Annotated in this window: 11 protein-coding genes; 9 read left to right on the forward strand and 2 right to left on the reverse strand. The window is 67.8% G+C overall.

Annotated elements, in window-relative coordinates; translation table 11 throughout:
- Positions 1-214: 214 nt before the first annotated feature.
- Complete coding sequence (locus tag ACGFMP_RS14705) at positions 215-2,215, reverse strand: DUF2264 domain-containing protein (RefSeq protein WP_393672625.1); 2,001 nt, start codon at positions 2,213-2,215, stop codon at positions 215-217.
- 164 nt (positions 2,216-2,379) lie between these two features.
- The gene (locus ACGFMP_RS14710) at positions 2,380-3,537 is read right to left on the reverse strand and encodes a substrate-binding domain-containing protein (protein WP_393672626.1); all 1,158 of its coding nucleotides are present in this window, start codon (positions 3,535-3,537) and stop codon (positions 2,380-2,382) included.
- 173 nt (positions 3,538-3,710) lie between these two features.
- Here ACGFMP_RS14710 and ACGFMP_RS14715 point away from each other — a divergent pair, with 173 nt between their 5' ends.
- The 9 genes from ACGFMP_RS14715 to ACGFMP_RS14755 all read left to right on the forward strand — a co-directional run bounded on the left by ACGFMP_RS14715 (position 3,711) and on the right by ACGFMP_RS14755 (position 18,306).
- Entirely contained in the window at positions 3,711-4,730 is a 1,020-nt protein-coding gene (locus tag ACGFMP_RS14715; RefSeq protein ID WP_393672627.1) for a hydroxyacid dehydrogenase, read from the forward strand.
- A gap of 48 nt (positions 4,731-4,778) precedes the next feature.
- Entirely contained in the window at positions 4,779-6,038 is a 1,260-nt protein-coding gene (locus ACGFMP_RS14720) for an extracellular solute-binding protein (protein WP_393672628.1), read from the forward strand.
- Complete coding sequence (locus ACGFMP_RS14725) at positions 6,035-6,964, forward strand: carbohydrate ABC transporter permease (protein ID WP_393672629.1); 930 nt, start codon at positions 6,035-6,037, stop codon at positions 6,962-6,964. Before ACGFMP_RS14720 ends, ACGFMP_RS14725 begins: the two co-directional genes overlap by 4 nt.
- The gene (locus tag ACGFMP_RS14730) at positions 6,961-7,881 is read left to right on the forward strand and encodes a carbohydrate ABC transporter permease (RefSeq protein ID WP_393672630.1); all 921 of its coding nucleotides are present in this window, start codon (positions 6,961-6,963) and stop codon (positions 7,879-7,881) included. The genes ACGFMP_RS14725 and ACGFMP_RS14730 overlap by 4 nt, the downstream gene beginning before the upstream one ends.
- Positions 7,882-7,888: 7 nt before the next feature.
- The gene (locus tag ACGFMP_RS14735; RefSeq protein WP_393672631.1) at positions 7,889-8,608 is read left to right on the forward strand and encodes a hypothetical protein; all 720 of its coding nucleotides are present in this window, start codon (positions 7,889-7,891) and stop codon (positions 8,606-8,608) included.
- Between the two features lie 743 nt (positions 8,609-9,351).
- Positions 9,352-12,036, forward strand: a complete 2,685-nt coding sequence (locus tag ACGFMP_RS14740) for an RICIN domain-containing protein (RefSeq protein ID WP_393672632.1) — start codon at positions 9,352-9,354, stop codon at positions 12,034-12,036.
- A 433-nt stretch (positions 12,037-12,469) separates the two neighbouring features.
- On the forward strand, positions 12,470-13,924 hold the full coding sequence (locus ACGFMP_RS14745; RefSeq protein ID WP_393672634.1) for an arabinofuranosidase catalytic domain-containing protein: 1,455 nt from the start codon (positions 12,470-12,472) through the stop codon (positions 13,922-13,924).
- A gap of 908 nt (positions 13,925-14,832) precedes the next feature.
- Complete coding sequence (locus tag ACGFMP_RS14750) at positions 14,833-16,755, forward strand: ricin-type beta-trefoil lectin domain protein (RefSeq protein WP_393672636.1); 1,923 nt, start codon at positions 14,833-14,835, stop codon at positions 16,753-16,755.
- Between the two features lie 120 nt (positions 16,756-16,875).
- The gene (locus ACGFMP_RS14755; RefSeq protein WP_393672637.1) at positions 16,876-18,306 is read left to right on the forward strand and encodes a non-reducing end alpha-L-arabinofuranosidase family hydrolase; all 1,431 of its coding nucleotides are present in this window, start codon (positions 16,876-16,878) and stop codon (positions 18,304-18,306) included.
- The last annotated feature ends 93 nt before the right edge of the window (positions 18,307-18,399 follow it).

Genomic DNA, 18,399 nt, shown 5'->3' on the forward strand with positions numbered 1-18,399 from the left:
CAGGAGTGCGGCGCGCGTGGCGGGATCGGCACCGGCCCGGACCGTCCGGGACTCGGCGGCGGGTACCGGTGTCCGCCTCGTACAGGAGTCCGGCGCGTCGACGAGTGCGCTGCCGCCGGCGTCGTGCAAGGCGCTCAGCCGCCGGCGCAGGGAGAACTGCGAAGAGGGTGGGGACGAGGATTCGACGGTCACGGCGAGGCTTCCTGGCGGCGGCTCACTGGCCGGGTGGTGCGGGGAGCGTGAGATCCGTGCGCTGACCGTCGGACCATCGGACGGTCACCTGGTGTGAACCGTCGCCGATCGCCTCCACCAGCACTTCCGGGTTCGTCACGTCATCGCCCTTCGGGCCGAGGAACACTGATGCGGCCAGTACTTCGCCGACAGGCACGGGCTCGGCGGCAAGCCATGGAACAGCGGTCCACCGGGCCAGCGGACCGGTGCCCTGTTCCATTGCCGTACCGCCACTGGTGAATCCGCGCAGTCCGGTGACCCGGCTGAGCAGTCGGCCTGTACAGGCTTCGGCGTTCACTGTGTCCCAGGTGCGAGCTGCGCCGTTCCGGCCTCCGGCGGAAGGTACCTCCTCGTCGGCCACCGGCCAGCCACCGAGCCTGATCCCGCGCCACGCCGCGGAGCGGCTGTCGATGTCGTCAAGCCGTGTCAGCCGGATCTCCAGCCCCTCGTGCATGACGGACGCGACCGTCACGACGGGGCCCTCGACGACCGGGCCGGTGCGGCCCGAGCCGTGGTCAGGGGTGCCGTCCTGGGATGTGTCGATCCAGCGGACCCGGCCGCGCGAGGCACCGGCCAGTACGCCGCCCGGCAACTCCCGGACGAACAGGGTCTCGAAGCCGCTGCGGTGGGTGGCCCGCCCCGTCGCGTCAAGCACCACCACGCTGTTGTCCAGCGGGTCCGTCGTGCTCGGCCCGGTCAGCGCCGGGAGCGTGGCGGTGGAGTATCCCAAGCGCGCGTACAGCGGGCTGTCGCCGCCTGTGGCCCCGGCCACGGCGTGGTCGGTGCCGTGGTTCACCACCAGCGCGATGCCGTGGTCCTTGCGGGCGCTTACCAGCCAGCCCGGCGCGGAGATGACGCGGGCGATGTCGCCCTCCTCGACGGGGAGAGGTTGTTCGGGCTGCCGCCACGCCGGGTGGTCCGCCGGCAGTATCAGCCCGAGCATGCCCTTGGCCGCCCAGTAGGGGGAGCCGGGCCCGGAGTAGGACTGGGCGATCTGCGGCCACGGCCGCGTCCAGCCCAGCTGGAGCAGACCGTCGGGTTCGAGTGAGCCGGAGTCGGTGAAGTGCCGCAGCATCCCGCTGGCGGCCCGCCGTATCAGGCCGGGGGACGGCGTCCCCGCGCCGGTGACGGCTGCCACCCACAGGGGGCCGGCTGCCGCGAACCGGTAAGTGAGGCTGCGTCCCTGCATCAGGGGAGAGCCGTCGGCCCCGATCAGCCGCACGGCGTCGTCGAGGTATCGGCCGAGGTCCCCGCGCCACTGGTGGTGCAGGGATTCAGGGCACAAGCTCCCGCGCACGTCGAACAGGTGGGCCCACATCAGCGGATACAGGTGCAGGGCCCAGCCGGTGTAGTGGTCGTAGGCACGTTCCTGGCCGTCGCTCAACCAGCCGTCGGACCGGCGTAGCGACGCGTGGACGGCGAGGTCTTCCTCGATGTCGGCGACACTCCACGGTCCCCCCACCTCACGCAGGAACGACTCGACGACGATCCGGAACCACACCCAGTTGATCGGCGGGTAGGGCTGCCCGATGACACCGGCCAACCAGTCCACGGTGCGTTCCTGCACCTGCTGGTCGAGCCGGTCCCACAACCAGGGGCGGGTGAGTTGCAGCACCAGCGCGATGGACGCGGCCTCGACTTTCGCCTGGCCGAGTCGGTCCGGGCGGGGCCATGCCTCCGCGGACCGCGGATCGGTGCCCGCGGCCAGTCCCCTGGCGTACGGTTCCAGGAGGTCCTGCCCGGCTCCGGCCTCTCCCGCCGTGCGGAATCCCGCCAGGAGCAGGGTGCGGGCGAAGCCCTCAAGGCCGTCGGAGCGGACCCCGCTGCTGCTCGGCTTTCCCGGCAGGTCGACGAAGGCGCACTGGGGAGATCGATAGGGCGCCACGGCATCCAGCATGCGGTCGGCGACGGCAGCCCAGTGCTCCCTGGTCCAACCCGTGTACGGGGAGAGCCGACGGTCCTCCAGCGGCAGGGCAGGGGTCATCACGGTCTTCCTGATTCCTGGTCGAAGGGTCGAAGCGTCGAGGATGGAGGACGGTCGGCGACCGCATCCGTTGATCACTCAACCCGGGGACCGCTCGTGCGGTCAATCACGCACGCATGGTTCACTCACAAACGAACACATCCGGACCGTCTCGATCAGGCCGATCACTCCGGGAAGCAGGCGCCACCAGCCGTCTCCGGGAACGGAGGCTCCCATGGGCCGCCCCGCGGCACGCCCGACGAGTTGCGGATGATGAGCTCCGGCAGGACGAGCACCCTTTGCGGCGGACGCCGCCTCCCCTCCACCAACTGGGAGACCAACATCTCCACGGCCAGCCTCCCGACCCTGGCCTTGGGGGGACGGACGGAGGTCATGGCCGGCTCTGCGAGCTGCGCGACCTCGTCGTCATAGCTGACCATCGCCATGTCCTTGGGGATGCGGACACCCTGCTCGGTCAGGTACTGGGCCATCGAGATGGCGTCCGGGTCGCTGTGAACGATCAGCGCAGTGATCTTGGCCCGTCTTCCGCGCTCAAGTATGCCTTCGATGATCTGCCGGTGCCCCGGCACGTTGAGTGCGACGCTCTCCTTCACCAGCAGTTCGTCGGAGATTCCGAGTCTCGCGCACGCGCGCCTCCAGCCGACGGCCAGGTGCGCCGAGGTCGGGCTGCCCTTGGACAGCACGAGCCCGAACCTGCGGTGCCCGTGCTCGTACAAGTGCCGCACAGCCAGCTCCAGCCCGAGCGCGTGGTCACTGCGTACCCACTCCAGCTGCCTCGGTGTCGGTGTCCAGTCCGCGGTCTGGCGCTCGACGAGAATGGCCGGAATCTGGAGGTTCCCGATCCAGTCGATCATCTCGTCGGCTTCCTCCCCGTCCAGGTTCGGAGCCAGCAGAAGTCCCTGAACTTGCTGAGCTGCGATCAGGCGGCCGATCTGCCGCCGGTCTTCGGCCTGGTCGTAGCTGGAGCCGCGCAGTTGGAGGTTCACGCCCAGGGCTGCGGCGGCGGTACGGGCACCGCTGACGACCAGCGGCCAGTAGAAATCCAGCGAGGGCACCACCATTCCGATGGTCAAGGAGGCCGCGCCGAGCCGCGGTCTCCGATGGAGCACCGGCGTGGAACCGAGATTGGTGGGCAGGGTGGCACCTCCGTGCACCCGGGTCAGCAGGCCCCGGCCGGCCAGCGCGGCGATGTCGCGCCGGATGGTCAACTCGCTGACGCCGAGAGACTCGGCCAGTTCCCTGACGCGGACCGCGCCGCGCCGGCGCAATTCGATCATCAGTCGCTCGCGGCGCTGCGGAGCGAAGAGCCGGTCGTCGACCATCGTGGGCCTCCCGCTTTTCCTTCGTGATGTTCGATTATGAACGAACAGTTGCGTTGACGTTCAGATCCTGGTGAACACGGGCGTCTCCCACTATCCCTGTCTCAACACGTTCTGATTGGAACGTGTCCGCAACATCGGTGTAGCACCCGCTTGAGGGGAAGGACCACCACGCCATGCAGCCCGAGCACCACGCGTTGGTCGTGATGAGCAGGTCGAGTTTCGAGGCACACTTCGACCGCGCCCGGCTCGCCCGGCTCGCCAGCCTCGTGGCCCTCGGCGACCCCGTGTGGACTGACGACCTGGACACGCCCGAGGCACGACGCCGACTGGCTGAGGTGGAGGTCCTCATCACCTCGTGGGGAGCGCCGAACCTGACGCCGTCGCGCCTTGCCGCCGCGCCGAAGCTCCAAGCGGTGCTGCACAGTGCGGGCAGCGTTCGCGGCCTGGTCGGGGAGGACGTGTGGAGACGGGGGATCCGGGTCACCAGCGCGGCGGACGCCAACGCCATACCGGTGGCCGAATACGCTCTCGCGGCCATCATCTTCGCCGGCAAGAAGGCCCCGTTCCTCTCCTCGGACCAGGAGCGTGCCTACGGCGGCTGGGGCAGCGTGACGGGCTATGGCGACCTGTCGAACTTCGGCAGGACCATCGGTGTCGTGGGCTTCTCCCGCGTCGGCAGGAGGGTCGTTGAGCTGCTCGGTCTAATGGACGCGGTGAACTGCCTTGTCGCGGACCCGTATGCCGACGCCGAGGAGGTGGCCGCCGCCGGCGCGACCCTGGTGACGCTGGACGACCTGCTGCCGCAGGCGGACGTACTGTCTCTGCACGCTCCGGAATTGAAGGAGACGCTCCACCTGATCGGCGCGGAGCAGCTGAGTCTTCTGCCGGACCACGCAACGGTGATCAACACCGCTCGTGGCAGCCTGATCGATTCGGCCGCGCTTGCCGCCGAGTGCGAGTCCGGGCGGCTGTTCGCCATCCTCGACGTCACCGACCCCGAGCCGCTGCCGCTCGACCACCCGCTGCGCCGGCTGGCCCGCGTCATGATCACCCCCCACATCGCGGGCTCGCTCGGCACGGAGATCAGCCGGCTGACCGATCACACCCTCGACGAACTCGAACGCTGGACGAATCACCAGCCGTTGACCGCTGAGGTCACCGCCGACAGCTGGTCGCTGGGCCTGAGTGCCTGAGCGTCTGATCTTGAATCTCCGACACCACCAGTTTGAGGAGCCGCACCCATGAAGAAGACCTATGCCAGAGCGTTTCCCGTAGCGATAGTCCTGGCGCTCTTCGGCGCCGCCGGCTGTAGCAGCAGTGGCTCGGGCACCACGTCCGACGGCCGGACCGTCGTGAAGATCGCGCTGTGGAACTATCAGACGACCCCGGAGTTCAAGGCGCTCATCGACGGCTTCGAGGCGAAGAACCCGAAGATCGATGTGCAGCCGGTCGACATCCTGGCCGCGGACTATCCCGACAAGGTCACCACCATGTTGGCAGGCGGCGACAAGACCGACGTGCTGACCATGAAGAACGTCACCGACTACGCCCGCTACGCCACCCGCGGCCAACTGCTCCCGATCACTGACGACGTCAACAAGCTGGACAAGGCGTCCTATGCGGGCCTGTCGGACTTCGACCTCAAGGGCCAGTACTACGCGCTGCCGTACCGGCAGGACTTCTGGGTGCTGTTCTACAACAAGAAGCTGGTCGGCGACTCGGACCTCTCCCACCTGACCTGGCAGCAGTTCGACGCGCTGTCGAAGAAACTCACCACAGGCTCCGGCAGTTCCAAGGTCTACGGCACCTATCTGCACACCTGGCGCTCGGTGGTGCAGGCCGTTGCCTCCGCGCAGACCGGCGGCGACCTCCTCAGCGGCGACTACTCCTGGATGAAGGATCAGTACAGCATCGCCCTGGACATCCAGAAGGGTGGTGCCACCCTGCCCTTCGCGACGGCGAAGAGCCAGAACGTCACCTATGACGCGCAGTTCACCACCGGCAAGGCCGCCATCGTCCCCATGGGCACCTGGTGGGCGGCGGCACTCCTCGCCGAGAAGGCGCAGGGTAAGAACCCGGTCGACTGGGGCATGGCCCCAATCCCGCAGATCGCGGCAGACGGCAAGAACACCACCTTCGGCTCGCCGACCGCGTTCGCGGTCAACAAGCACGCGCGCAACGCCGACGCCGCCAAGAAGTTCGTCGAGTGGGCGTCCGGCCCCGAGGGTGCCGCGGCTGTCGCCAACATCGGGATCGTCCCCTCATACACCAACGCCAGCGTCACCAAGGCGTTCTTCGGCGTCGCGGGTATGCCCGACGACGCGTTGACCCGGAAGGCCATGCAACCGGGCAAGGTGCAACTCGAGATGCCGGTGAGTGACAAGTCCTCCGACATCGACCAGATCCTCACCGAGGAGCACGAACTGGTCATGACGGGGGACAAGTCCGTCGACGCCGGCATCAAGGAGATGGGCAACCGCGTGAAGTCGGAGGTCCAGTGAGTGCCGTCGTCAAGGCCCCGGTGGCGCCGTCCGCTGAGTACACCCGTGCGGCCAGGCGCCGCCGGCGGCGGACGGCGCTGACGGGCTGGAGCTTCATCCTGCCGAACTTCCTCGGCTTCGCCGCGCTGACCCTGGTACCGGTGATCGGCACCTTCGCCGTCGCCTTCACCGACTGGGACTCCTACTCCACTCCGAAGTGGATCGGCCTGGCCAACTTCCGGCGTCTGCGGCACGACGACAACTTCTGGACCGCCCTGCAGAACACCTGCTGGTACGCCGCTGGACACATCCCGCTGACCCTGGGTGTGTCACTCGGCCTCGCAGTACTGCTCAATCAGAAGCTGCGCGGCATCGGCCTGCTGCGCACGGCGTTCTTCTTCCCCTACGTCACCTCCCTCGTCGCCGTCGCCGTCGTGTGGAACATGCTGCTCAGCCCGGACGTGGGCCCGGTGGACCAGTTCCTCAAGCACCTCGGCTGGTCCCACCCGCCGGGTTGGACCTCTTCGACGGACTGGGCGCTGCCCGCGCTGATCCTCACCAGCGTCTGGCGCGACATGGGCTACTACATGGTGCTCTTCCTGGCCGGGCTGCAGACGATCCCCGCCGAGCTCTACGAGGCGGCACGCATGGACGGCGCCGGACCGTGGAGCCGCTTCTGGCACATCACCCTGCCCGGACTGCGCCCGACCACCTTCTTCGTGCTGGTCATGTTGACCATCGCGAGCTTCAAGGTGTTCGACCTCGTGCAGGTCATGACCGAGGGCGGTCCCGGACGGTCCACGCTGGTGCTGTCCCAGCTGGTCTTCCGCGAGGGCATCACGCACGGCCGGTTCGGCTACGCCTCCGCCATCTCATTGGCTCTCTTCGCCATCTGCCTGATCATCACCATGGTCCAGTTCCAGTTCCAGCGCAGGAGCGAACGATGAACACCACAGCGCTCCGCAAAGAAGCCAGCAACCCCGGCCTGTCCCCCACGCCGCGGCGACCGTCCGCACAGTCGTCGTTGGTGTCCCGCCACCGCGCGCTCCAACTGGTCGGCCGCTCCCTGATGTACGTGCTGCTGATCGTGCTCGCCGCCGCGATCCTGCTGCCCTTCGCATGGATGGCGATCTCCTCGGTCAAGAACGACCGCCAGGTCTTCACCGTGCCGATCCGGTGGATCCCGCGCAGCTACCGCTGGAACAACTTCACCGACATCTGGAAGCAGATCCCGCTCGCCACCTATCTGGGGAACAGTCTGCTGCTCAGCGTGGTCATCACCTTCCTCCAGGTGCTGACCGGCAGCTTCGCCGCCTACGGCTTCGCCAAGCTGCGCTTCCCCGGCCGGGACGCGTTCTTCATGGGCTACATCGCCACCATCGCCGTGCCCTGGCAGGCATACATGGTCCCGCAGTACATCATCATGCAGAAGCTCGGCCTGGTGAACACCCGCTGGTCACTGATCCTCATCCAGGCGTTCGGGGCCTTCGGGGTCTTCCTCATGCGGCAGTTCTACCTCACGATCCCCGACGAGATCAGCGAGGCCGCACGGCTCGACGGCTTGAGCGAGTACGCGATCTGGGCCCGCATCATGCTGCCGCTGTCGAAGCCCGCGCTGGCCAGCCTCGCCCTGCTCACCTTCGTCAACACCTGGAACGACTACATGGGGCCGTTCATCTACCTCACGGACAACAACCTGTGGACGGTCCAGATCGGGCTGCGCTCGTTCATCGGCCAGTACGACGCGCAGTACGCCATGATCATGGCGGGATCGGTCATCTCGGTCGTCCCCATCCTGGTCATCTTCCTGCTCGGCCAGCGCTACTTCGTGCGCGGCATCGCCACCACCGGAACGAAGGGGTGACCCCGACATGACCGTTACGGGTAGCGCACCAACCACCTCGCGCGGGCCCCGGCTCAATGTCGCCTTCAGCTCGTGGGAACTGATCTGGTCCCACGTCCACCGCATCCTGGTGGTGAACGCGGGTCTGGCCGTCGCCTGCCTGCCCCTGCTCGCTTCACTCGCCGCCACCCGCCATCCGTGGCGGCACCCCCTGCCGTTCACCGTCGTGTCACTGTGCGCCGGACCGGCCCTGGCCGCCGCCTTCAGCTATCTCGAGCAGTGCGGGAGCGGGGAACCCGCACCGCTGCTCGACCTGCCGCGCGCCTACCGCCGGCACGCCGCTCGTGCTCTCGCACTGTGGACACCCTTCACCCTGCTAGCCGCAGCCTGCGGCACCGACGCGTTCGCTCTGCGGCACACCGAGCTCGGGCTCGCGGTCAGCCCGGCACTCGCCGTCGTGGCTGTACTCGCCGCGAACTCCGGCGTCCTGGCCATGGCGCATGTCGCCGCGAGCCCGGCAATCAGCCCGCTGCGCCCGCGCGACTATCTCGCGGTCCCGTACACGCTGCTGCGCCGCTGGCCGCTCGCCTTGATGAACCTCGCGCTGCTCCTGGCCACCGCCGCATTGGTCAACCAGGCGCCGCTCACGGGCCTCGCCGTGCTTCCCGGCTGCACGCTCTTCGTCCTGTGGCGCAATTACCACGCCATGACGGAGGACACGGCCACCCGGGAAAGCCCGTCGGCGTGACAGCGGCACGGGCAGACGAAAGAGTCCAGGTGGCCTCCTCCCACGGTGCCGGGCATGAGAGCGCCCCCGTCCCGGTGACACGGGGCGCAGTGTGGTGCAGCTGCGCGCTTGTTTTTCCAGGAGCCGGCACAGAGTGCCGACCGGCGCGGGGCGCTGCAACTCCAGAGCGCGCGTAGCCCCGGGAGCGGTGAGCGCTCACATTCGATCTGAGAGGTCCAGGTGTGCGCAGTCGGCCAACGGGGGCAATGCCCCGGCAGAAGGGGCGAAATGAGACTGACACATCCGTCGACGCCACCTCAAGGAGTGTGCGGTACGTACCTGTTCCGGCGCCGGCCTCGCGCACCGGCCGCCGGCGCGGGGACCTCTGCTTCTGGCGCCGACGCGAGCACAGCGACACCCAGGGCAAGGGTTGGGACGGGAGGTCTCACCGATGACCGGGTGAATCGGTTCGTGTCGCGAGGCTTGACACCGCAAGAGGTGCAGGGCAGGTTTTTGTATCTGAAATATCTGTCCCTTCAGTGACGCCATATCTCCGACTATTCAGGTGTGTTAGCGCTAACACAGTGGGTGCCTGTCAGGCTAGCCGAGGGGTTGGGCGGCCCGGGCGGCCCCTTCCCCCTGGTCGTCGGCGAGTTGTGGTGGGACAAGGCCAACCCGGCGGGTGGCTCCCCGCCTTACGGCTTCAGTGCCTCCCGGCCGGTTCACCACCTGCCCGTGCCGGGTCCGTCTACAAGGAGGATCGTGTGAAGCGACAACACGTACAGCCGCCGCGCCGTCGGCGCCTGGCCCTGTGGTCCGTGGCGGTCGTGGCGCTGCTGACCGGGGCTGTGGGAACACAGCCGGCCACGGCGACCACCCCTCGAGCCACGCCGGCCGCCGTCTTGCCGGCCTCCGGCACCGACGGCGTCACCGCGGGCAACGCCGCCATCGCGTCGGTCGATCTGGCTGGCACCTGGGGCTTCACCCCGGCGGGCCGGTCGGCGACATCGATCACCGTGCCCGGCGGCGGCTGGTACAAGCAGGGCTTCACCGATGTGAACGAGGCGGTGTACTCCCGCACGATAACCGTGCCGGACTCCGGGCAGCCACAGTCGACGTGGGTCGAGTTCGGCGCGGTGAACCACCAGGCGACCCTGTCGGTCGACGGGCGGACGGTGGCGACCAGGACCACCGCCTTCACGCCGTCGAACTTCGACATCAGCGCGTACGCGGCACCGGGTACCACGCACACCATCACGGTCGATGTGAAGGGCAGGGGCGCTCTGAAGAACCCCGCGAACGGCAGGTATCTGGTGCCCGACGCGGCCGACTGGGCCGAGGCCGTGCCGCAGGGGATCTTCCGTTCGGCGTTCCTGCGCGTGTATCCGGCGGTGTACGTCAGCGACACGTTCATCCGCACGTCCGTGGCCGATCAGACCCTCACCTACGACGCGTCGGTGACCAACACCTCCGGCGCCGCGCGGACGGTGACGCTGACCGGTTCGCTCGCCTCGGACAACGGCACGTCGTTCAGCTATCCGGCGCTGCCGAGCAAGACGGTCGCGGTGGCCGCCCACTCCACCGTCAAGCTGACGGTCGGGCCGGTGGCGTGGAACCTGGGCTCCTCCTCGTACTGGTGGCCCAACGTTCCCTACCGGCAGGGGTATCGGGCGCAGTTGCACCGCCTGACGGTCCACGCGGCGACCGACGAGGGCCGCACCAGCGACGCGACCTACCGATTCGGATTCCGGGAGAGCAGCCAGAACGGCGAGTACTACTACCTCAATGGTGTGCGGGTGAACTTCCGCGGCGACAACCTCCAGGGCGCGGACTTCGACCGCGTCAACAACGGCGGCAAGGGCGACGCCTACGACACCCTGCCCGGCTTCCTCGCGCCCTCCTCGGGCAACGGCGGCTGGCCGCAGGCGGTCGACAACTACCAGCGGCTGAACTACAACGTGGTCCGCATTCATCAGGAACCGGCCAGCCCCTACATGCTCGACGTGGCCGACGAGATGGGTCTGATGATCATCGATGAGACCGGCATCCGCGGCTCCAACAGCCTTCAGGACTTCGTCGCCGGGCACGACAACATGGTCGACCACGCCCGCGCGCTGACCCTGCGCGACCGCAACCACCCCGCCGTGATCCGCTGGAGCCAGAGCAACGAGCCCGGCAGCAGCGGTATGGACTCGGAGCAGTTCGAGAAGGACCTGTACGCGGCGATGAACGGCAACGACGGCACCCGGCCGGTCAGCGTCGACGCATGGGTCGGAGCTCCGGCCAACCCCTACCCCAATATGACGTACGCCAACTTCGATGTCTTCGGTCACTACTTGGACGGTTTCGGCACCTACGGCGAGAAGGTCGTGTCGGTGTCCGGCCGACCCGACGGCGAGGGCGAGTACATCTGGCCGAAGTGCAACACCAAGCTGGGGTTCGAGTGGTTCGCCACCACGATGGTGGCCAAGCGCGGCAAGGACGCCAGCGACTTGCGCCCCTACACCCTGCTGTCCGGCTGGGCGGGCGTCATACCCGGCGTCCGCACGACCGACTTCACCCCCGAAGAGGGGGGCCATCCCGTCTACGGCGCTGACAACCTCTCCGACCCGTGGAGCAATCCGCAGATCCAGCGCATCCAGGCCGCGTTCAACCCCGTGGCCGCAGTCGACCTGCCCTACTGGTCGGCCTCCGGCGTGTCGGACTCCAACGGCACCTTCCCGCTCCCGCAGGCGGTCCCCGGATACGCCGCCAACAGCACGGTGAACCGTACGATCTCGGTGTTCAACGACGGCTTCACCGGCACCGCCGTGGGCTTCGCCTGGAGCGCCCACCTCGACAGCGCCACCGGCGCGGTGATCGCCTCCGGGAACACCACCCTCACCGTCCCGCTCGGCTCGAAGGCGACGCAGACCGTGTCGTTCACCGCGCCGTCCAGCGGCTCACGGGTCTACCTCGTCCTGTCCACCAGCAAAGCCGGGACGACCGTGTTCAGCGACGCGGTCGAGTACTTCACCTTGGGCAGCTCCACGAGTCCCTCGCCAGGCACCTACCGGATCGTCAACCGCAACAGCGGCAAACCACTGGCCATCGCCGGCAACTCCACCGCCGACGGCGCCAAGGCCGTCCAGCAGACCGGCGGCGGGAACTGGACTCTCGGCGCCTCGGGCAGCGCCTTCACCCTGCGCTACAACCCCACCGGCAAGGTGCTCGACGTCAACGGCGGTTCCGCCACCGCCGGCCTGCAACTGCAGCAGTGGGCGGCGAACGGCGGCACCAACCAGCAGTGGTTCGTGCGACCCACCGGCGACGGGTACTACACCATCGTCAGCCATGACAGCGGCCTGGCGGCCGACGTGAGCGGCCAGGCAACCAACGACGGAGCCGCCGTCGTGCAGTGGACCGCCAACAACGGCGCCAACCAGCAATGGCAGCTGACACCGGCCTGAGCGACGGGGTGCCTGTCGTATGTGCCGCCACCTCCCCGTGGCGGCACATACGGGCATGCGGACATCCCGGGGGGCACACAGGGCTGATTCAACGTAACGGCCCGCCGCGACCCCCTTCGCACCCTGCGACCAGCGACGCTGCAAGATCACCCGAAAACGCCTACTGACCTGTGCGGATGGCATCTTCGGCAGCCACAGTGTCGTCGGCCGGGACCGCCGACGGCAGGTGCACCGGCCTGGTCGCCGACGCCGCCCGGATCTCCGAGGGATTCGGTCCACGCTCTTGACACCAGGACCGCCGATGAATTGACTCCCTGACTGGCAAGCGCGAACCGATTCGATAATGATGTTAGCGCTAACAGTTAGCTGATCTCGTCTTCCGCGTCGTCATCGTCCGATCACGACCTCCCCCACACCAAGAGAAGAGGGAACGATGCTTTTCTGGACCCTGAGAAGGACGCTCGCAGCCGGGGCAAGCGCGCTGGTCGCAGCCGCCTGTCTGGTCGGCGGCGGCACAACAGCCCAGGCCGCCGCTTCGCAGCCGTGTGACATCTACGCCACGGGCGGGACACCGTGCGTGGCGGCGCACAGCACCACCCGGGCGCTGTACGCCTCCTACAACGGCCCCCTGTACCAGGTCAGACGAGCATCGGACAACACCACCCGCGACATCGGCGTCCAGAGCGCGGGCGGAGTCGTCAACGCCGCCACCCAGGACTCGTTCTGCGCCAACACGTCCTGCGTCATCACGATCATCTACGACCAGTCAGGCCGCAACAACCGCCTCGGGCAGGCAACCGGGTACTGGCCCGGTCCCGCCGCCGGCGGGTACGACAACCTCGCCGACGCGAAGGCGGCCCCGATCACCATCGGCGGCCAGAAGGCGTACGGCGTCTACATCGCCCCCGGCACCGGCTACCGCAACAACCACACCAGCGGCATCGCCACCGGCGACCAGCCCGAGGGCATCTACGCGGTCGTCGACGGCACGCACTACAACCAGTGGTGCTGCTTCGACTACGGCAACGCCCAGACCGACGGCCAGGCCGACTCCCCCGCCATCATGGAGACGGTCTACTTCGGCGCCGACAAGCAGTGGGGCTACGGCGCCGGAGCCGGCCCCTGGATCATGGGCGACCTGGAATGGGGACTCTTCTCCGGGGTCAACGCCGGCTACAACAACCTCGCGCCGATCAGCCACCGCTTCGACACCGCCATCGTCAAAGGCGAGCCGAACCACTGGGCGATCCGGGGCGGCGACGCGCAGTCCGGCGGCCTGACCACCTACTTCGACGGGAAGCGCCCCAGCGGCTACAACCCGATGAAGAAGGAGGGCGCCATCGTGCTCGGCACCGGCGGCGACAACAGCACCTCCGGGCAGGGCACCTTCTTCGAAGGCGTCATGACTTCCGGCTACCCGTCGGAGTCCACGGAAGCGGCCGTACAGGCCAACATCACCGCAGCAGGCTACGCACCGGCCGGCAGCGGCACCCCGCAGCAAGGCGTCCAGATCGTGGGCGCCCAGTCAGGCCGCTGCCTCGACGTGCCGAACTCCAGCACCGCCAACGGCACCCAGGCGCAGATATGGGACTGCGGGAGCGGCACCAACCAGCGGTTCACCTACACCTCGGCCAAGCAGCTGCAGGTGTACGGCAACAAGTGCCTGGACGCTTCAGGACAGGGCACGGCAAACGGCACCCAGGTGGTCATCTGGGACTGCAACGGCGGGACAAACCAGCAGTGGAACATCGGTACCAACGGCAGCGTGACGGGTGTGCAGTCGGGGCTGTGCCTTGACGCCAACGGCGCGAGCACGGCCAACGGCACGAAGATCATCCTCTGGTCCTGCAACGGTCAGTCGAACCAGCAGTGGAGCACACGCAGCTGACCGCTGCCCGCCGGTTCGGCCCGTGCGCGGCGAACCGGCGAGAGTCCCGGACGGAGGTCCGGGCCCTTGGGCGAACCCTCGCTCCGGGGACGGACCTCGGTCTGCGGGCAGCTCCTGAGTCGAAGTCATGGGCGACGTCGTCGTTGTGGAACGGCGGGCCGCCCCGCGGCTCTCATGCCGCACCTGATCCCCGAACGCGACGCGATCCAGCCGTCCGCGGGCGGGACGCAGGTCGGCGTTCAGATGCCGTTCCACGTCGAAACGGTGAGGAAAAAGGACCTGGTTTCTTGCCGTCGGCAGCTGAGAAGCATGGGGCGAATCGATTCGCGTGCCACCTCTTGACACGACCCATAGGCTGGGGCCATTTTGTGTATCTGGTGCCCCGTGCGCACCTCTTGTCGCAGAACGGGACCCGCGGCAAGGAAGGTGAGCGCTAACAGTCCGGCAGGATCGAAAAGCACCCTCTGCCGTGGAAACGCCCTCCCCCACCCATGGGAGGCGACGCCCGGACCGGCTCGACAGGCCCACCGGTCGACAGCTGTGCCTGCGTGCTCGGGTGTCCGCCGCAGCTCGCGTCACGCTCTCCTTCCACGTGGAGCGGCTCGACCGCAACGACAACGTGGTCAGAAACAGGAACCACCACGTAATCCACCAAGCAGTGATGTAAGGGCTTATTCCGCAGCTCACCCGCGCCAGGGGAGCCGCAAAAGCAACCGCCGCACACGGCGGCAGCTTCGCCCAGCGCAGAGAGGATCGCGATGCATACCTCAGGCAGGTACAGAACCGCGCCGGAAAGGCGCATCGTCCCCAGAGGGGCGCTGACTGCCCTTGCCACGCTCAGCCTCGTTGTACTCACCTTGTTCGGCGCGGGTGGCGCGGGCGCGGCGACCCCGGCCGAAGTGATACCCGTGGCGTCGTCGGACTCGGCCGCCACGATCATCGCGAACGCCGCCAACGTGGTGCCGTCGTCACGCCAGCTGGCTTGGGAGCGGCTGGAGGAGACCGCCTTCCTCCATTTCGGCGTCAACACCTTCGACGGCCGGGAGTGGGGAACCGGCACGGAGAACCCGAGCATCTTCCAGCCCACCGGGCTCAACACCGACCAGTGGGCCGCCTCGTTGAAGGCCGGCGGGTTCAAGGAGGCGATCCTCACCGCCAAGCACCACGACGGCTTCCTGCTGTTCCCTTCCGCGTACTCGTCGTTCGGCGTCGCGTCGTCCTCGTGGCTCGGCGGCCAGGGGGACGTGATCAAGAACTTCACCGCGTCGATGCACAAGTACGGGCTGAAGGTCGGCCTGTACCTCTCACCGGCCGACATCCACGAGAACCTCTCCGGCGGCCGGTACGCCAACGGCAGTGCGACCAAGGCAGTGACCATCCCCTCCGACTCCTCGGAGATCGTCAACGGGGTCAGCTTCCACTTCAACTCCGACGACTACAACACCTACTACGAGAACACGCTGTACGAACTCCTTTCCCGCTACGGCAGCGTCGACGAGCTGTGGTGGGACAACGCCAACCCGACCGGCCGCTCCCAGCCCTACAACTTCAGCGACTGGATCAAGATCGTCCGCACGCTGCAGCCCAACGCGGTCATCGAGAACGACGGCGGGCCGGACGTGCGCTGGGTCGGCAACGAGAACGGCTACGCCCGCACGTCGGAGTGGTCCGTCGTCCCCTTCACCGGTAATGCGGCGACCGCAGCCGATACCATCATCGACCCGCCCGGCGGCTACGCCGCCTCCGACCTGGGCAGCGACTCCCTGCTGTCCCAGCGCAAATCGGACGGCACGAGCGCATGGAACCTGCTGCGCTGGTCTCCGGCGGAGTGCAACACCACGCTGTCGGCGAACCACAACTGGTTCTGGCATCCAGGCGATCCCCTGCGGGGCGAGGCCGAGTTGGAGGACCTCTATTACGGATCGGTTGGGCGCAACTGCAACCAGCTGCTGGACATCGGCCCCGACCAGCAGGGCCTCATCGACGCCCCGGCAGTGACCGCCCTGTCCCAGTACGGGACCGCGATCTCCTCGACGTTCGCCACCAACCTGGCTGCCGGAGCCGGTGTGGCGAACGACAGCGGGACCGCGAACGCCACGGGCCACACCCCGGGCCTGGCGCTGGACGGGAACCTGAACACCTCCTGGCAGTCAACCGGCAGCACCGGCGCACTGGTGTTCACCCTGCCGTCATCACGGACCTTCGACGTCATCTCGGTACAGGAGGATCTGAACACCGGCCAGCACGTGAAGTCCTACGCCGTGGACGCGTGGAACGGCAGCTCCTGGAACCAGGTCGCCTCCGACACCACGATCGGCCAGAAGAAACTCATCCGCCTGGCGTCCCCCACCACCACGACCCAGGTGCGCCTGCGCATCACCGGCTCCCGGGCCACGCCGTCCATCGCCGAGTTCGGCCTGTTCCGCCGGCCGGCCGGTTCCGCTTCGAGTGGGACGATCACGTCCGCGTCATCCGGCAGGTGCGTCGACGTCAACGGCAAGTCCACCACGAACGGGACCCAGTTGCAGTTGTGGGACTGCAACGGAGGGTCCAACCAGAAATGGACCCACACCTCCGGCAAGGCGCTGTCGGTCTACGGCAACAAATGCCTCGACGCCTCGGGGCAGGGCACCAGCCCCGGCACCGCGGTCGTCATCTGGGACTGCAACGGCCAGACCAACCAGCAATGGAACATCAACTCCAACGGCACCATCACCGGTGCCCAGTCGGGCCTGTGCCTCGACGCCTACGGCGCCGGAACCGCCAACGGCACCAAGCTCGACCTCTGGACCTGCAACGGCGGCTCCAACCAGCGGTGGAGCCTGAACTGACCCACGACCCGAAGCGGGCCCCGGCGGGGCCGGGGCCCGCTTCGGCGTGCCGGGCCGGCCGGCATCAGGCGGCGAAATCCCGTCCGTTCGACATCACTGACCGTACATCGGGAGATTCTCATGCGAAGAATGGGTGTGAGCCGCGGGCAGCTGTCCGCGGCGCTGGCTGCTGCGGTTGCGGCTTTGGCGGTGGTGGCGGCGATGCTCGTCGCCGGCCCGGCTCAGGCGGCCGGCAGCGGCGCCCTGCGCGGTGCCGGTTCCGGCCGTTGCCTGGACGTGCCGAACTCCAGCCAGACCGACGGTACGTATCTGCAGATCTACGACTGCTCGGGCGGGACCAACCAGCAGTGGACGCTGACGTCCGGTAACCAGCTGACCGTGTACGGCGGCAAGTGCCTGGACGTGACGGGCAAGGCCACCGCGCCCGGCACCCGGGTGGAGATCTGGACCTGCAACGGCGGCAGCAACCAGCAGTGGCGGGTGAACTCCGACGGGACGATCGTCGGGGTGCAGTCCGGGCTCTGCCTCGACGTGACGGGCGCCGGCACGGCCAACAGCACGGCGGTGGAGATCTGGACCTGCAACGGCGGCAGCAACCAGCAGTGGACCGGCCTGTCCGGGTCCGGGACGACGCCACCGCCGACCGGTGGCACGTGCTCCCTTCCGTCCTCCTACCGGTGGTCCTCGACCGGTGCGCTGGCGCAGCCGGCCAACGGGTGGGTGTCGGTGAAGGACTTCACCAATGTGGTATACAACGGCAAGCACCTGGTCTACGCGTCGGACGTCAACGGGTCGGGCTACGGCTCGATGATGTTCAGCCCCTTCACCAACTGGTCGGACATGGCTTCGACCGGGCAGACCGGGATGAGCCAGTCCTCTGTGGCGCCGACATTGTTCTACTTCGCGCCCAAGAACATCTGGGTGCTGGCTTCCCAGTGGGGTGCGTCGCCCTTCTTCTACCGCACGTCGAGCGACCCGACCAACCCCAACGGCTGGTCCTCCGCCCAGACGCTCTTCACCGGCAGCATCCCCAACTCCGGTCCGATCGACCAGACCCTGATCGGTGACGGCCAGAACATGTACCTGTTCTTCGCCGGCGACAACGGCAGCATCTACCGGGCGAGCATGCCGATCGGCAACTTCCCCGGCAGCTTCGGCTCGAACTACACCACTGTCATGAGCGACTCCCAGGCCAACCTGTTCGAGGCCGTGCAGGTCTACAAGGTCCAGGGCCAGAACCAGTACCTCATGATCGTCGAGGCGATGGGCGCCAACGGCCGCTACTTCCGGTCGTTCACCGCCACCAGCCTCAGCGGCTCGTGGACCCCGCAGGCCGCCAGCGAGAGCAACCCCTTCGCGGGCAAGGCCAACAGCGGCGCGACCTGGACCAACGACATCAGCCACGGTGACCTCGTCCGCAGCAACTCCGACCAGACCATGACCATCGACCCCTGCAACCTCCAGTTCCTCTACCAGGGCATGGCCAAGGGTTCGAGCGGCGACTACAACCAACTCCCCTGGCGTCCTGGTCTCCTCACCCTGCAACGCTGATCACCGGTACTCCCGCATGCCTCCGGCCTGCGCCGCGACAACGTGTCGCGGCCCAGGCCGGAGGCGCGGCGGGTCGGTGCCACCGGTCGCTGG

The organism is Streptomyces sp. NPDC049040, assembly GCF_043197715.1.
Taxonomy (GTDB): Bacteria; Actinomycetota; Actinomycetes; order Streptomycetales; family Streptomycetaceae; genus Actinacidiphila.

Coding starts and splice junctions, on each gene's coding strand:
- ACGFMP_RS14705 (WP_393672625.1), bottom strand. CDS start 2,215: ATGACCCCTGCCCTGCCGCTGGAGGACCGTCGGCTCTCCCCGTACACG.
- ACGFMP_RS14710 (WP_393672626.1), bottom strand. CDS start 3,537: ATGGTCGACGACCGGCTCTTCGCTCCGCAGCGCCGCGAGCGACTGATG.
- ACGFMP_RS14715 (WP_393672627.1), top strand. CDS start 3,711: ATGCAGCCCGAGCACCACGCGTTGGTCGTGATGAGCAGGTCGAGTTTC.
- ACGFMP_RS14720 (WP_393672628.1), top strand. CDS start 4,779: ATGAAGAAGACCTATGCCAGAGCGTTTCCCGTAGCGATAGTCCTGGCG.
- ACGFMP_RS14730 (WP_393672630.1), top strand. CDS start 6,961: ATGAACACCACAGCGCTCCGCAAAGAAGCCAGCAACCCCGGCCTGTCC.
- ACGFMP_RS14735 (WP_393672631.1), top strand. CDS start 7,889: ATGACCGTTACGGGTAGCGCACCAACCACCTCGCGCGGGCCCCGGCTC.
- ACGFMP_RS14745 (WP_393672634.1), top strand. CDS start 12,470: ATGCTTTTCTGGACCCTGAGAAGGACGCTCGCAGCCGGGGCAAGCGCG.
- ACGFMP_RS14755 (WP_393672637.1), top strand. CDS start 16,876: ATGCGAAGAATGGGTGTGAGCCGCGGGCAGCTGTCCGCGGCGCTGGCT.